Source organism: Streptomyces sp. WAC 06738 (assembly GCF_003945505.1).
Classification (GTDB): domain Bacteria; phylum Actinomycetota; class Actinomycetes; order Streptomycetales; family Streptomycetaceae; genus Streptomyces.
Genome location: NZ_CP029618.1, coordinates 6,711,332 through 6,726,901, shown reverse-complemented (window position 1 = coordinate 6,726,901; position 15,570 = coordinate 6,711,332). Strand labels below are relative to the sequence as shown.

The 15,570-nt window shown below is 73.1% G+C and carries 11 protein-coding genes; 4 read left to right on the top strand and 7 right to left on the bottom strand.

All coding sequences use genetic code 11. The annotated features are described in order from the left end of the window. Positions 1-141: 141 nt before the first annotated feature. The 7 genes from acnA to DMB38_RS29355 all read right to left on the bottom strand — a co-directional run bounded on the left by acnA (position 142) and on the right by DMB38_RS29355 (position 10,410). Positions 142-2,856 carry an aconitate hydratase AcnA gene (gene acnA, locus DMB38_RS29385; protein WP_125939356.1) on the bottom strand — a complete coding sequence of 905 codons (2,715 nt, stop codon included), beginning with the start codon at positions 2,854-2,856 and terminating at the stop codon, positions 142-144. A 219-nt stretch (positions 2,857-3,075) separates the two neighbouring features. After that, positions 3,076-3,900 (bottom strand): SAM-dependent methyltransferase, encoded by an 825-nt coding sequence (locus DMB38_RS29380; RefSeq protein WP_125937680.1) that lies wholly within the window; start codon positions 3,898-3,900, stop codon positions 3,076-3,078. A gap of 74 nt (positions 3,901-3,974) precedes the next feature. Then, entirely contained in the window at positions 3,975-5,591 is a 1,617-nt protein-coding gene (locus DMB38_RS29375; protein ID WP_240662528.1) for a hypothetical protein, read from the bottom strand. After that, positions 5,578-7,638, bottom strand: a complete 2,061-nt coding sequence (locus DMB38_RS29370; protein ID WP_240662527.1) for an ATP-binding protein — start codon at positions 7,636-7,638, stop codon at positions 5,578-5,580. The genes DMB38_RS29375 and DMB38_RS29370 overlap by 14 nt, the downstream gene beginning before the upstream one ends. A 36-nt stretch (positions 7,639-7,674) precedes the next feature. After that, positions 7,675-8,568 carry a hypothetical protein gene (locus DMB38_RS29365; protein WP_125937679.1) on the bottom strand — a complete coding sequence of 298 codons (894 nt, stop codon included), beginning with the start codon at positions 8,566-8,568 and terminating at the stop codon, positions 7,675-7,677. A gap of 164 nt (positions 8,569-8,732) precedes the next feature. Next, positions 8,733-9,131, bottom strand: coding sequence for a RidA family protein (locus DMB38_RS29360; protein WP_047018631.1), 399 nt, complete (start codon positions 9,129-9,131; stop codon positions 8,733-8,735). 94 nt (positions 9,132-9,225) lie between these two features. Then, positions 9,226-10,410: an acyl-CoA dehydrogenase family protein gene (locus DMB38_RS29355; protein ID WP_125937678.1), complete on the bottom strand. Its 1,185-nt coding sequence runs from the start codon at positions 10,408-10,410 to the stop codon at positions 9,226-9,228. A gap of 161 nt (positions 10,411-10,571) precedes the next feature. Here DMB38_RS29355 and DMB38_RS29350 point away from each other — a divergent pair, with 161 nt between their 5' ends. From DMB38_RS29350 to DMB38_RS29335, 4 genes are all read left to right on the top strand, one after another. Beyond that, entirely contained in the window at positions 10,572-12,203 is a 1,632-nt protein-coding gene (locus DMB38_RS29350; RefSeq protein ID WP_125937677.1) for an AMP-binding protein, read from the top strand. A 9-nt stretch (positions 12,204-12,212) separates the two neighbouring features. Beyond that, on the top strand, positions 12,213-13,049 hold the full coding sequence (locus DMB38_RS29345) for a PaaX family transcriptional regulator C-terminal domain-containing protein (RefSeq protein ID WP_125937676.1): 837 nt from the start codon (positions 12,213-12,215) through the stop codon (positions 13,047-13,049). Between the two features lie 200 nt (positions 13,050-13,249). After that, positions 13,250-14,077, top strand: coding sequence for an alpha/beta hydrolase (locus DMB38_RS29340; RefSeq protein ID WP_125937675.1), 828 nt, complete (start codon positions 13,250-13,252; stop codon positions 14,075-14,077). Positions 14,078-14,108: 31 nt separating this feature from the next. Next, complete coding sequence (locus DMB38_RS29335; protein WP_125937674.1) at positions 14,109-15,560, top strand: catalase; 1,452 nt, start codon at positions 14,109-14,111, stop codon at positions 15,558-15,560. Positions 15,561-15,570: the final 10 nt, after the last annotated feature.

The following is a 15,570-nucleotide window of genomic DNA, read 5'->3' as shown; positions in this document are numbered from 1 at the left end:
GTACCGACCACTACGCAATCAGCATGAAACAGCAAGCGCCCCGCCAGGCCGAAGCCTGACGGGGCGCTTGTGCGAGACCCTGGTGTGACCGCCGGTAGAGCGAGACAGCGACCAGATCCTCTGGCATCCGAGCCGATCAGCTCAAGAACCGATAAGTTGGCGAAGCACGTAGTGGAGGATGCCGCCGTTGCGGTAGTAGTCCGCCTCGCCGGGGGTGTCGATCCGTACCACCGCGTCGAACTCCACGCCGGTGTCCGTCGTCACCTTGACCGTCTCCGGGATCGCGCCGTCGTTGAGGGCCGTGACGCCGGTGAAGGCGAAGGTCTCCTCGCCCGTCAGGCCCAGGGACTGCGCCGTGGCGCCCGCCGGGAACTGCAGCGGCAGGACGCCCATGCCGATGAGGTTCGAGCGGTGGATGCGCTCGTACGACTCGGCGATCACCGCGCGGACGCCGAGCAGCGCCGTGCCCTTGGCCGCCCAGTCGCGCGACGAGCCGGAGCCGTACTCCTTGCCCGCCAGCACCACCAGCGGGGTGCCGGCCGCGGCGTAGTTCTGGGCCGCGTCGTAGATGAAGGAGACCGGTGCGTCCGCACGGGTGAAGTCGCGGGTGTAGCCGCCCTCCGTGCCCGGGGCGATCTGGTTGCGCAGCCGGATGTTGGCGAAGGTGCCGCGGATCATGACCTCGTGGTTGCCGCGGCGGGAGCCGTAGCTGTTGAAGTCGCGGCGGGTCACGCCGTGCTCGGTGAGGTACTTGCCCGCCGGGGTGTCCGCCTTGATGGCGCCGGCCGGCGAGATGTGGTCGGTGGTGACCGAGTCGCCGAGCAGGGCCAGCACGCGGGCGCCCGCGATGTCCTCGACCGGCGCCGGGTCCATGCCCATGCCCTCGAAGTACGGGGGCTTGCGCACGTAGGTGGACTCGGGGTCCCAGGCGAAGGTGTCGCCGGTCGGGATCGGCAGGGCCTGCCACTGCTCGTCGCCGGCGAAGACGTCCTGGTACGACTCGGTGAACATCTCCTCGCCGATCGCGGCGGCGACGACCTGCTCGACCTCCTGCTCGCTGGGCCAGATGTCCTTCAGGTAGACCGGCTTGCCCTCCTTGTCCGTGCCCAGCGGCTCGCGGGTGATGTCGGTCTTCATGGTGCCCGCGAGCGCGTACGCGACGACCAGCGGCGGCGAGGCCAGGTAGTTCATCTTCACGTCGGGGTTGATCCGGCCCTCGAAGTTCCGGTTGCCGGAGAGCACCGAGGTGACGGCCAGGTCGTGCTCGTTGACGGCCTTCGAGATCTCCTCCGGCAGCGGGCCCGAGTTGCCGATGCAGGTGGTGCAGCCGTAGCCGACGAGGTTGAAGCCGAGCTTGTCGAGGTACGGGGTGAGCCCGGCCCGGTCGTAGTAGTCCATGACGACCTTGGAACCCGGCGCGAGCGTGGTCTTCACCCACGGCTTGCGGGTCAGGCCCTTCTCCACCGCCTTCTTCGCCAGCAGCGCCGCGCCGACCATGACGGACGGGTTGGAGGTGTTGGTGCAGGAGGTGATGGCGGCGACGGTGACGGCGCCGTGGTCGATCTCGTACGTCGTGCCGTCGGGCGCGGTCACCGGGATGACGCGGGTCGGTACGCCGTTGGAGGAGGCGGGGGCGTCGGAGGCGGGGAAGGACTCCTTGCCGGGCTCGTCGGCGTCCTCGACGTAGTTGCGCACGTCGAGGCGGAACTGCTCGGCGGCCTTCGACAGCTCGATGCGGTCCTGCGGGCGCTTCGGCCCGGCGAGCGACGGCACCACCGTGGCGAGGTCCAGCTCCAGGTACTCGGAGTACTCCGGCTCGTGCGCCGGGTCGTGCCACAGGCCCTGGGTCCTGGCGTACTCCTCGACCAGGGCGAGCTGCTGCGCGTCGCGGCCGGTGAGCTTCAGGTACGTGATCGTCTCGGCGTCGATCGGGAAGATCGCGGCGGTGGAGCCGAACTCCGGCGACATGTTGCCGATCGTCGCCCGGTTGGCCAGCGGGATCTGGCCGACGCCCGCGCCGTAGAACTCGACGAACTTGCCGACGACGCCGTGCTTGCGCAGCATCTCGGTGATGGTCAGCACCAGGTCGGTGGCGGTGGTGCCGGTGGGCAGCTCGCCGGTGAGCTTGAAGCCGACGACCCGCGGGATGAGCATCGAGACGGGCTGGCCGAGCATCGCCGCCTCGGCCTCGATGCCGCCGACGCCCCAGCCGAGCACGCCGAGGCCGTTGACCATGGTGGTGTGGCTGTCGGTGCCGACGAGGGTGTCGGGGTACGCCTTGCCGCCGCGGACCATGACGACGCGGGCCAGGTGCTCGATGTTCACCTGGTGCACGATGCCGGTGCCGGGCGGGACGACCTTGAACTCGTCGAACGCGGTCTGGCCCCAGCGCAGGAACTGGTAGCGCTCGCGGTTGCGCCCGTACTCCAGCTCCACGTTGACCTGGAAGGAGTCCGGGGTGCCGAACTTGTCGGCGATCACGGAGTGGTCGATGACCAGCTCGGCCGGGGCCAGCGGGTTGATCCGGGCGGGGTCGCCGCCCAAGTCCTTGACGGCCTCGCGCATGGTGGCGAGGTCGACGACGCAGGGGACGCCCGTGAAGTCCTGCATGATCACGCGGGCCGGCGTGAACTGGATCTCCTGGCTCGGCTGCGCCTGGGAGTCCCAGCCGCCCAGGGCCCGGATGTGGTCGGCGGTGATGTTCGCGCCGTCCTCGGTGCGGAGCAGGTTCTCCAGCAGCACCTTCAGGCTGTACGGGAGCCGGGCGGCACCGGGCACCTTGTCCAGCCGGAAGATCTCGTACGACTCGCCGCCCACCTGCAGCGTGCTGCGGGCGTCGAAGCTGTTCGCCGACACGACAGTCTCCTTCGTCATTCGCGTTCCACCGCAATCCTGCCGCTACGTCCGGAGCGGGGCGACTTGAGGGTGGCACCTTCGGCAGATATCTCGATGTCGAGATAAACCTTACTCCATGGCTCCGCCGGGGTGCCCACCCGTGTCGGGTACGAAACGGGGGCCGGCCCGCAGGACCGGCCCGCCGCGCCGCCCGGTGCCGCGCAGGTTGCCCCGGTCGGGTCAGCCCGGCTTGCGCGCCACGCCGCCGTACATCGCGATGTGCGAGTTCGGCACCGACTCGCCGATGCCGTCCGGCCGCCAGTGGTGGACCAGCGTCACGCCCGGGTCGATCGGCTCCAGGCCCGCGAAGAACCGCTCCGCCTCGGCCCGGTCGCGGATCTGCAGCGGGATGCCGCGCTCGTTGTACTCGCGGCCGACGCCCGCGACGCGCTCCGGGTCGGTGTCGCCGGTGAAGACGGTCAGCGCCAGGAAGCTGCCCGGCGCCAGCGCGTCCAGCAGCCGGGCGACGATGCCCTGCGGGTCGTCCTCGTCGAGGATGAAGTGGACGATGGCGATGAGCGACAGCGCGACCGGCTTGTCGAGGTCGAGCACCGTGCGCAGTTGGGGGTCGCCGAGGATCGACTCGGGATCGCGCAGGTCGGCCTGGATGTAGCCGGTCCTGCCCTCCTTGCTGCTCTGCAGCAGCGCGCGGGCGTGGGCGAGGACGATGGGGTCGTTGTCCACGTACACCACCCGGCACTCCGGGGCGACCTCCTGGGCCACCTCGTGGAGGTTCGGCGGTGTCGGTATGCCGGTGCCGACGTCCAGGAACTGCCGTACGCCGTAGTCGCGGGCCAGCGTCCTGGTGACCCGGTGCATGAAGACGCGGGTCTGCTTCATGGAGGTCGGCAGGCTGGGCCAGGCGCGTACCGAGGCGTCGCCCGCGGCGCGGTCGGGGGCGAAGTTGTCCTTGCCGCCGAGGAGGTAGTCGTAGACCCGCGCGGAGTGCGGGCGGTCGGTGTGCAGGTCGATCTCGGGCTCGCCGTCGCCGGATAAAGGTTTCATGACGTGCGGTGCACCTTTCTCGTCGTATGCGGTCGTCCTACGCGGTCGTCGGGCCGGATCGCCGGGGCGGGCCGTCAGGCAGGGCACGTGCCGTCCGTGCCCTGGAACGTCCGGTACAGCCGCGGCCGGTCCGCGTCCTCCGGGCGCGGGTACTCGATCACCGGGACCGGCTTGCAGACCGGCCAGTTGTCCTTCTCCACGTCGAAGCCGAACTGCCCGCTGGCACCGTGCACGCAGTCCTGGCACGGGTCGCCGCCCGCGACCACCTTCATGTTGGTGATGGTGTTGTACACGTCCAGCTTGGACGGCAGCCGGTCGGACTCGCCCCCGTCCGGCCGGTTCAGGTCGTCGAGCGCGGTGCCGACGGCCTGGGCGAGGACGGTGAAGGCGTCGTGGTGCATGATCGCGTACCCGTCGTCGAGCGCCTCCCCCGGCAGCCCGCTCACCTTCGCGAACCCGGTGGCGAAGGTGGTGAAGCGCTCGTCGGCCCCGTCCCCGGCCCGCCACGAGGGCGCGTCCGTCGCCGAGGCGCCGACGGTGACGACCCGGGCCTCGGCCATGTCGGTGCGTACCTGCTCGCCCGTCAGCCCCTCGGGCAGGCCGGTCGCCACCCGCAGGATGCGGATCTCGGCGTCGAAGTCGTCGCACTCCGGCTCGTCGGACAACTGGGTGATGAGGTACGGCAGATCGGAGTCGCGGCCGGCGTAGAAGACCGTGTCGGCCTCCAGCCTGCATATCCCCCGCGCGGCCGGGGAGAAGCGGCGCGGCGCGCCCTTGTAGTCGCCCATGATGCCGACGAAGGAGGAGCTGCGGTTCTCCAGTTGGTACTCCTCGCCGAACGCGTCGCGCATGTTGTCGCGGGTGTTGGCGACGTAGTCGTCCTCCTTGCGCGAGTCCCACACGAGGTAGCCGGAGGGCTTGCCTGGCCTGGCGCCCGGGTGCCCTTCGAGGTAGTCGGCGAGCGCGGCGACCGATTCGGTGTTGGACGGCGCGGACTTGAACAGGGTGTCGGCGCTGATCTCCGGCGAGCTGAGCACCCCGCTGACGGCCGGTATGTCGGCCCTGGAGAGCGCCACGGCCGCGTCCTCGGTGTCCTGCTCGCTGTTGGGCAGGCCGACAACGCCGACGAGCGGGGAGTCCCCCTTGGTCGGCGCCTTGCCGGTGGTGAGGGCGGCGAGCGCGTCGACGGCCGGCCGCCACTGCGAGAGGTCCGTGCCGACGTTGGCCAGCAGGAGCTGGTAGTTGACGCCGTGATCGCGGTTGGCCGCGAGCTGGGCGGTGAGCACACCGGCGAGGGTGTTCTGGACGACCTCGGGGGTCATGGCGCTGGACTCGGTGGCGTTGAACGGCATCATGAGCCCGACGCGCACGTACGGCTCGCGGGCGGAGCTGTCGTCGTCCTCCCAGCCGGCGCGGACCCGCTCGTTCTCCGCACCGATCTGCCGTACGAGGTCCGCGATCCGCTCGTCGGGACCGTCCGCGCCCGGCGCGAAGGCCGGCGACTCGGCGGTGGCGTCGGCGACGCCGACGCACTCCTCGCCGTTCGCCGACTCCACGAGCCCGTCGCCGCACGCCCCTTCGCCGCCGAGGCCGAGGACCACCAGCACGGTGGCCGCGGTGATCGCCGCGACGGTCAGCACCCCCAGGATCGCCTTCTCGGCGCGGCCCAGCGGCCGGCTAAGGAATGGCATGGCCCCTCCCCTCTTCGCCGCCCTCGCGGCGTTCCACGGCCGAGTCCGGTGTGCGCGGTTCCTTGAGCGCCGCCGGCCAGTCCTGCGACGCGGCGTACAGCGCCCTGCCGCCGGTGGGGTGCTCGAACGACAGGAAGTCCAGCTCCCGCCCGATCCGGCCGCGCAGGTGCGCGTCGGGTACGGACAAGGGGTCGGCGGCGTACCAGACCGCGTGCAGCAGCCGGTTGACCGACCGCGCGACGGAGTCGGCGCCCGCCAGCGTGCCGTCCCGCTCTCCCGACGCCGTCGCCCGGCACACGTCGGCCCAGGCGGGGTCGGGCGGGTGCGGCGCGCGGGCGATGTGCCACAGGTCGGTGAGCCAGCGGTCGGTGGCCGGGCCGTGGAGGGTCTCCGCGAGCCAGCGCGCGGGCTCGGCGGGGCGGCCCGCGGCCAGTTCGTGGTGGTGGGCGGCGGCGTGCTCGCCGCGGTCCTCGTGGTGCCGGCGCAGCAGCTCGTGCAGCTCCGGCCAGGGCTGCGGCGGGTCGGTGGCGTCCGCCGGGCGGCGGCGCAGCTCGTCGACGAGGACGGCGCGCAGGAAGTCGTCGCCGACGAAGGGCCGTCCGGGCTGCGGCCACCGCTCGTCGCGCAGGTGGCTGCGTGCCTCCTCGACGGCGCCGGCCTGGTGGTCCCTGGTCAGGTACGCGCCGGCCAGTGCGCGGGCCGCGGCGGCGTCCTGCGCGACGGACAGCAGCACGAGGTACGAGCTGAGCCCCGCGTCGGGGACGAGCGCGGCGAGCATCAGCTCGGTCACGTGCTCCCCGGCGAGCCGCAGCCGCGTCAGCTCGTGCGGCTCGACGGCCGCGGGCTCCGGCGCGGCGTCGAGGGCGTCGTAGAAGATCCGGCAGCCCAGCGGGCTGCCGCCGGTGAACCGGTGTACGGCGCGGGCCACTTCCTGGCGCACCGCCCGCTCCTCGCCGACGTGCATCATCGACAGCAGCTCGTCGGCGTCGAGCGGCGGCAGCGGCAGGGTGACGAGTCCGGCGGCCGGGTCGCCCGGCTCGCCGCCGCGGCGCCACTCGCGCAGCCCGGGGACGTTCGCGGCGGTCCAGCGGGCCGCGCCGGCGTACCGGTCGCCGTGCGGCTCGCCGAGCGTGGCGGCGACGACGACCAGCGGGTCGGGCCTTTCGGCGGCGGTGACGCGCCGGGCGAGCAGCAGGTCGAGCAGCTCGGTGCCGGCGGCGGTGTGGACGTTGTCCAGGAGGGCCAGCGGCCGGGGCGCGGCGTTGAGGTGGCGCCATCCGGTGTAGGCGGCCCGCAGGTCCTCCAGCAGCGCCTCGACCAGGTGGACCTCGATGCGCCGCCGCATGCCCTCGCCGAGGTGGAAGGCGCGGCACAGCGCGGTGAGCACGTGGTTGTCGTCCTGCTGCGAGGTGGGTACGTCCGCCAGCCCTCCGTACCACTGGCGCACCGCCCGGTTCTCCCGGAAACCGAGGTACCGGTCGGTGAAGAGCTGGACGCTCGCGGCGGCGACCGGGCCCAGCTCGTCGGTGCCCCAGCCGCCGATGCGGTCCAGGACGTCACCGGGCCAGTTGCGGGCCCGCTCCGGGTTCTTCTCCAGCCCGCAGTCGGTGAGCAGCGCCTCGACGCGCTCACGCGCGCACGCCTGCTCGTCCAGCTCGCCGCGGTGCCAGGCGCTGACGGCCACCAGTCCGGTGAGCAGCCGGGGCAGCCGCAGCCGGCCGAAGCCGGGGCAGTGCGCGCTCAGGCCGCGGGCCAGGCCGGTCAGCAGCTCGGCGACGGGCGAGGTGTTGGAGACGGCTGCGCCGTCGACCGCGTCGTCGTCGCGGACGCCGGCGCAGTCGACGGCGGCGACGGGGACGCGGTCGGCGTACGCCTCGCGCAGCGCGTCCAGCACGGCGGTGCGGCCGCTGCCGTGCCCGCCGTGGAGGAGCACGGCGGGCACCTCGTCGCGCGGCTCCTGCCGTACGGCCTTCCGCTTCGTGTGGTGCAGCCCCACCATGCGGGGCACCAGTTCGCGCAGCACGGCATCACGTCCGTACAGGGTCAAGCTCCGCTTCCCTCCCGTTGCGCGACGGCGTCCCGGCTACCCGAGCATGCCGCCGACCTGTCGTGCCATGTCGAGCAGCAGTTGGCGCCCGGTGGTGTCAGGGGCGCTGGTCAGTTCCTCGCGGATCCGGTCGACGAGCGCCCGCAGCCGTCCCGGCCTGCCCTCCTCGGCCGCGCGGCGCAGCTCGTCCCCCTGCCGCAGCAGGTGCCGCAGCCGCTCCTCGTCGAGGCCGAGTCCGGGGCCCAGGCCGGCGAGTTCGTCGGCGAGCGTGCCGACGTAGGTGACGGTGCTGTTGCTGATGAAGGTGACCGGGCCCTGGATGGTGTCGATGCGGTACGTGGACTGCCGCTCGCGCTCCTGGCGCAGGAACTCGGCGAGGCCGGTGCCCGCGTGGCCGCAGTCCAGCCCGCGCTCGGTCAGCTCGGCCCGCCCGGTGACCACGTCCCCGTCGATGCCGTCGCCGGTGAGGCCCAGCAGCCCCGCGGCTCGTAACGAGCGGGCCGCGGCGAGGACTTCGCCGGCCCGGAGGGCGTCGCCGTGGAAGAAGACGTGGTCGGCCACGAAGAAGTCGCGCAGCAGCAGGGCCTCGTCGCCGCGGTGCTCGAACGCCCAGCGCAGCACCGCGTTCTCGGCGTACACCTGGCGCGCCTCCGGGTCGCGGCGCTCGCGCTCCAGGCGCAGCGCGCGCCGGTGGCCCTCCGGGCGCAGGGAGGTGTCGGCGGGGGTGTGCTCGGGCCAGCGGTGGACGTCCACCAGGCCGCGGTCCGCCAGCGCGGCGATGACGGCGGAGACGCCGAGGGGCGGCTTGTTCTGCTCCAGGCCGAAGGCGGCGGTGCGCACGGGCACGTCGGGGCGGTGGCCGGACTCACGCAGCAGCCAGAGGAGCAGGCGCGCCTCGTAGCGGCCGAGCTCCGTCCTGCCGTGTGCCATCGAAGCGCAACCTCTGTTCTGCGTGCGGCGGTTGGGGGTGCGCACGAATCTACCTACGATGCCGCCCGGTCACCAGTTCGTAGCGGTGTGCGGTCGCCGCACTGCGGCCGTCTCGTAGCAGGACCGCGACCTGCGCGGCGGTTTCCGCCGGTATCAGGCGGGGGTCAGGGCAGTACCGCGATGCCGTCCAGCTCGACCAGCGCCTCGGCGTCCCAGAGCCGGGTGACGCCGATGAGGGCCATCGCCGGGTACGTGTCGCCGGCCAGCCGGCGCCAGATGCGGCCCAGTTCCGCGGCGTGGGCGCGGTAGTCCTCGGGGTCGGTGGCGTAGACGGTGACGCGGGTGAGGTGGGCGGGCTCCCCCGCGCAGGCGCCGAGCGCGGTGAGGAGGTTGCCGAGGGCCTGCTCGAACTGGGCGGGGAGGGTGTCGCCGACGACCCGGCCGGCGCCGTCGAGGGCGGTCTGGCCGGCGAGGAAGACGAGGGACGAGCCGGTCGCGGTGACGGCGTGGCTGAAGCCGGAGGGGCGGGCGAGGGAGGCGGGGTTGACGCGGTGGACGGACACGGCGGCGGGGTCCCTTCGGTGGTTCTGCGATGGTTCCTGCGGGGCGGCCGGGAGGGCGTACGGCGCCGTGGGCCCGCGACCGTACGCCCGCCGGTCAACTGCGGTACAGCTCCTTGGCGATGATGCTCCGCTGCACCTCCGTCGCCCCCTCGTAGATGCGCGGCGCGCGCACCTCGCGGTACAGGTGCTCCAGCAGATGCCCGGCCTGGAGCGCGCGGGCGCCGTGGATCTGCACCGCCGCGTCGACGGCCGCCTGCGCCGTCTCGGTGGCCAGCAGCTTCGCCATCGCCGACCGCCGGGCGACGTCCGGCGCGCCCGCGTCGTACGCCGAGGCCGCCGCGTACACCAGCAGCCGGGCCGCCTCGACGCGGGTGGCCGTCTCGGCGAGGGTGTGCGCGACGGACTGCAGGTCCTTCAGCGGCCCGCCGAACGCCTCCCGCCGCCCGGCGTGGTCCAGCGCCGCGTCGAGCGCCGCCTGCGCCATGCCGACGGCGAACGCACCGACGGAGGGGCGGAAGAGGTTGAGCGTCGCCAACGCGGTACGGAAGCCGCCGTCGACCTCCCCGAGGACGTCGGCCGCGGTGACGGGGACGCCGTCGAAGCGCAGGGTGCCGATGGGGTGCGGGCTGAGCATGGTGAGCGGCTCGCCGGTGAGCCCGGGGCGGCCGGCGGGCACGAGGAAGGCGGTCACGCCGCGGGCGCCGGCGTCCGGCGTGGTGCGGGCGAAGACGGTGGCGACGTCGGCCTCCGGGGCGTTGGAGATCCACTTCTTCTCGCCGGTCAGCCGCCAGCGCCCCGGCCCGTCCGGCTCGGCGGCCAGCCGCAGCGCCGCCGCGTCGGAGCCCGCCTCCGGCTCGGTGAGCGCGAAGGCGGCGACGGCCCGCCCGGCCGTCACCTCCGGCAGCCAGCGCTTCCGCTGCTCGTCCGTCCCGGCCTGCACGACGGGGTACGCGCCGAGCCCCTGGAGCGCGAGCGCCGTCTCGGCCTCGGTGCACTCGCGGGCCAGCGACTCGCGCAGCAAACAGAGCGTGAGCGCCGAGACCGGCCCGGCGGCGGGGAACACCCGTGTCAGCAGGCCGGGTTCGCCGTCGTCGCCCGGGGCGCCGAGGGCGGCGAGGAGCGGCCGGTTCACCCGTCCCGGCGCGCCCGCCTCGGCCAGCGGGCGCAGCCGCCGCGCGGCGAACGCGCGCAGCTCGGCGCACCACGCCTGGAGCCCGGGGTCGAGCGCGAAGGGCTGCGGCGGCTGCGGGTGCGGCGGCGGCTGCTGCTCCTGCGCCATGCGGCGCTCCTCTCTCGCGGGGGTGGCGTCCGGTGCGCGCCCCAGGCGCGTCCCGTGCGCGTACGGGCCCGCCCCAGCGGGTTATCGCGGACTGTTGACTGTCGTCACGCCAACGCTACGCTCCTTGGGGTACCGCAGGGCAGACCTAGGGGGCCTACGCCATGCAGCTCAAGCCTTCCGCCCACGCCGACACCTTCGCCCGCGACCACCTCCCGCCGCCCGGGCAGTGGCCGGACCTGGTCTTCCCGCTCCCCGGCCTGCGCTACCCCGACCGGCTCAACTGCGGCGCGGAGCTGCTCGACGCCACCGTCGAGCGGTTCGGCGCCGGCCGCCCCGCCCTGCACACCGCCGCCGGCGAGACGTGGACGTACGGCGAACTGCAGCGCCGCACCGACCGGATCGCGCACGTGCTCACCGACGACCTCGGCGTGCTGCCCGGCAACCGCGTGCTGCTCCGCGGGCCCACCACGCCCTGGCTGGTGGCCTGCTGGCTGGCCGTCATGAAGGCGGGCGCGGTCGCCGTGCTGGCCGCGCAGCGCGCGCAGGAGCTGCGCGGCATCTGCGAGATCGCGCGGATACGGCACGCGCTGTGCGACGCCCGTTCGCTCGACGATCTGGCCCGGGCGGAGGTGGCGGGGCTGACGGTCGTCCCGTACGGCGGCGGGGAGCCCGGCGACCTGCTGCGCCTCGCCGACGCCAAGCCCGACGCGTACGCCCCCGTGGAGACCTCCGTCGACGACGTCGCGCTGATCGCCTTCACCTCCGGCACCACCGGCCGGCCCAAGGGCTGCGTCCACTTCCACCGCGACGTCCTGGCCATCGCGGACACCTTCTCCGCGCACGTGCTGAAGCCCCTCCCCGACGACGTGTTCGCGGGCAGCCCGCCGCTGGGCTTCACCTTCGGCCTCGGCGGCCTCGTGGTCTTCCCGATGCGGGCCGGCGCCTCGGCGCTGCTGCTGGAGCAGGCCGGGCCCGACCGGCTGCTGCCCGCGGTCGCGGAGCACCGGGTCTCGGTGCTGTTCACCGCCCCGACCGCGTACCGGGCGATGCTCGACAAGCTCGGCGTGTACGACATCGGCTCGCTGCGCCGCTGCGTGTCCGCGGGCGAGAACCTGCCCGCGGCCACCTGGCAGGAGTGGCGCGAGCGCACCGGGCTGCGGATCATCAACGGGATCGGCGCCACCGAGATGCTGCACATCTTCATCTCCGCGGCCGACGACGACGCCCGCCCGGGATGGACGGGCGTGCCGGTGCCCGGGTACGAGGCGCGGGTCGTGGACGCGGCCGGATCCGAGGTGCCGGACGGGGAGCCGGGGCTGCTGGCGGTGCGCGGGCCCACGGGGTGCCGGTATCTGGCCGACGAGCGGCAGCGGGAGTACGTGCGGGGCGGCTGGAACCTCACCGGCGACACGTATGTGCGCGAGCCCGACGGGTACTTCCGGTATGTGGCGCGCGCGGACGACATGATCATCTCGGCCGGGTACAACATCGCGGGGCCCGAGGTCGAGGACGCGCTGCTGCGCCACCCGGACGTGCGGGAAGCTGCGGTCGTGGGCCGTCCGGACCCGGAGCGGGGCACGGTGGTCGTGGCGTACGCGGTGCTGCGCGAGGGCGTGGTGCGGGGTCCTGAGACGGAGGCGGCGCTGCGGGAGTTCACGAAGGGCGAGATCACGCCGTACAAGTGCCCGAAGGAGATCCTCTTCACGGACGCGCTGCCGCGGACGCCGACCGGGAAGCTGCAGCGCTACCGGCTGCGGGAGGAGCAGGCCGGCCTGGCGGCCGGGAATCGCTAGAGTGATCGAGTGCCAGCCGAACGAACCCCGCGGTCCCTGATCGTCAGCTTCTACGGCGCGTTCGGCCGCGGCGAGGACGCGGGCTCCGGGCGCGTCCCCGTGGCGGCGCTGATCCGGCTGCTGGGCGCGGTGGGCGTGGACCCGCCCGCGGTGCGCTCCGCGGTCTCCCGGCTCAAGCGGCGCGGGCTGCTGGTGCCCGTACGGCACGAGGGCGAGGCCGCGTACGCCCTGTCGCCGTCCGCCCGCACCCTCCTCGACGACGGCGACCGCCGCATCTACCGCCGGGAGGCCCCGGCGGGCCCCGGCGACTGGCTGCTGGCGGTCTTCTCCGTGCCGGAGCAGGAACGCCGCAAGCGCCACCTGCTGCGCTCCCGGCTGGCCCGGCTGGGCTTCGGGCAGGCGGCCCCGGGCGTGTGGATCGCCCCGGCGCACGTCGCGGAGGAGACCCGGCACACCCTGCGCCGCCTGGAACTCGCCCCGTACGTCGACCTCTTCCGCGGCACCCACGAGGGCTTCACGCCGACGCCGGAGGCGGTGGCGCGGTGGTGGGACCTCCCGGCCACGGCGAAGCTGCACGAGGCGTTCCTGGACGCCCACGAGCCGGTGCTGGCGAGGTGGTCCGCCCGCCCGGCGGCGGAGCGGGCCGCGGGCCCGGACGCGTACCGCGACTACCTCCTGGCCCTCGACACCTGGCGCCACCTCCCCTACGCCGACCCGGGCCTGCCGCCCGAGGTCCTGCCCCCGGACTGGCCGGGCGCCCGCGCGGCGGCGGTCTTCGCGGCCCTGGACGACCGCCTGCGGGCCCCCGCGTCGCGGTTCGTCCGCGCCACCCTGCACGCACCGTGACCGGCGGTCCTGCGCGATGAGCCGCTGACCCCTGCCTCCTCCACACCGGCCCTGCCCGAATTGCGGGGTTTCGGCGGCGTAGCGAAGATGAATGCGGTGCTGCCGCGCGTCTTCGCGGCCGCAATCCTCTCGTCACGCCTCTTTGAATCGCCGGGCGGCGGTCCGCCCCCGGCTGCTCCCGCGGGAAGGGAATTCCTGACATGCCGGTTTGCACGACGCGCGACGGTGTCGACATCTTCTACAAGGACTGGGGCGAGGGGCGTCCCGTGGTGTTCATCCACGGCTGGCCGCTGAACGGCGACGCCTGGCAGGATCAGCTCAAGGCCGTGGCCGACGCCGGCTTCCGCGGCATCGCGCACGACCGGCGGGGCCACGGGCGGTCCACGCCGGTCGTCGACGGGTACGACTTCGACACCTTCGCCGACGACCTGAACGACCTGCTCACCGATCTGGACCTGCGGGACGTCACCCTGGTGGCACATTCCATGGGCGGCGGCGAGCTGGCCCGCTACATCGGCAGGCACGGCACCGCGCGGGTGCGTTCCGCGGTGCTTCTCTCGGCGATCCCGCCGCTGATGCTCCAGGGTCCGGACAATCCCGAGGGCGTGCCGCAGAAGGTCTTCGACGACATGAAGGCCGGGATCCTCGACGAACGCTCGCAGTTCTGGAAGGACGCGTCCGTCGGCTTCTTCTCCGCCGACCGCGAGGGCACCAAGGCGACCCAGGGCAACAGGGACGCGTTCTGGTACATGGCCATGTCCGAGACCATCGAGGGCGGCGTCGCCTGCGTCGACGCCTTCGCGGCCACCGACTTCCACGAGGACCTCGCGAGGTTCGACATCCCGACCCTCGTCGTCCACGGCGACGACGACCAGATCGTGCCGATCGACGCCACCGCCCGCAAGACCGCCGAGATCGTCCGGGGCGCCGAGCTGAAGGTCTACGAGGGCGGCAGCCACGGCATCGCCCTCGTGCCGGGCTTCAAGGAGAGGTTCAACCAGGACCTGCTGGCGTTCCTCCAGAAGTGACGTTCCCGAACCCCCCACCCGGAGCAGCGCGATGAGCGATCCGAGCAGCACCGACGACAGCGGCACCCCCGTCGAGAGCGACCAGTACTCGCTCAGCGTCGGCGCCGACGGCCCGATCCTCCTCCAGGACGGCTATCTGATCGAGAAGATGGCCCAGTTCAACCGCGAGCGCGTCCCCGAGCGGGTGGTGCACGCCAAGGGCTCGGGGGCGTACGGGACCTTCCAGGTGACGGGCGACGTCAGCGAGCTGACGAAGGCCGATGTCTTCCAGCCCGGGCGCCGCACCCGGATGCTGGCCCGCTTCTCGACCGTCGCGGGCGAACAGGGCAGCCCCGACACTTGGCGGGACCCGCGCGGCTTCGCGCTGAAGTTCTACTCCCGCGACGGCGTGTACGACATGGTGGGCAACAACACGCCGGTCTTCTTCATGCGCGACCCCAGCAAGTTCCAGGACTTCATCCGCTCGCAGAAGCGCACCCTCGACTCGGGCCTGCGCGACAACGACATGCAGTGGGACTACTGGACGCTCTCGCCGGAGTCGGCGCACCAGGTGACGTACCTGATGGGCGACCGCGGCATCCCCAGGACGTACCGGCACATGAACGGCTACAGCTCCCACACCTACCTGTGGACCAACGCCGCCGGCGAGCGCACCTGGATCAAGTACCACTTCAAGACCGACCAGGGCACCGGGTACCTCAGCGACGCCGACGCCGCGGCGCTGGCCGGCGAGGACGCCGACTTCCACCGCCGCGACCTGGCCGAGGCCATCGCCCGCGGCGAGGCGCCGTCGTGGACGCTGTACGTGCAGGCGATCCCGTACGACGACGCGCCGGACTACCGCTTCAACATCTTCGACGTCACCAAGGTCGTCCCGCACGGCGACTACCCGCTCACCGAGGTCGGCCGGATGACGCTGGACACCAACCCCGGGGACTACTTCGTCCACATCGAGCAGGCCGCCTTCGAACCCAGCAACCTGGTCCCCGGCATCGGCCCTTCGCCGGACAAGATGCTCCAGGCCAGGCTCTTCTCCTACGCCGACACCCACCGCTACCGCATCGGCACCAACTACGCGCAACTGCCGCCCAACCGGTCGGAGACCGAGGTCCGTTCGTACGCCAAGGACGGCGCGATGCGCTATTACCCGCCCCAGGTGGCCCGCCCCTACGCGCCCAACTCCTACGGCGGCCCGGCCGCCGACGAGGAGCGCTCCAACCACCCGCCGCGCTGGACGGTGGAGACCGCGGAGATGGTCCGCGCCGCCTACACCCTGCACGCGGACGACGACGACTTCGGCCAGCCGGGCACGCTGGTGCGCGACGTCATGGACGACGCCGCCCGCGACCGCCTCGTCGGCAACATCACCCGGCACCTGCTCAACGGCGTCAGCGAGCCGGTACTGCAACGCGCGGTCGCGTACTGGCGCAGCGTCGACCTGCGCACGGGCGACAGGGTCGCCGCGGGCGTCCGGCAGAGCTGACGCGCGGGGC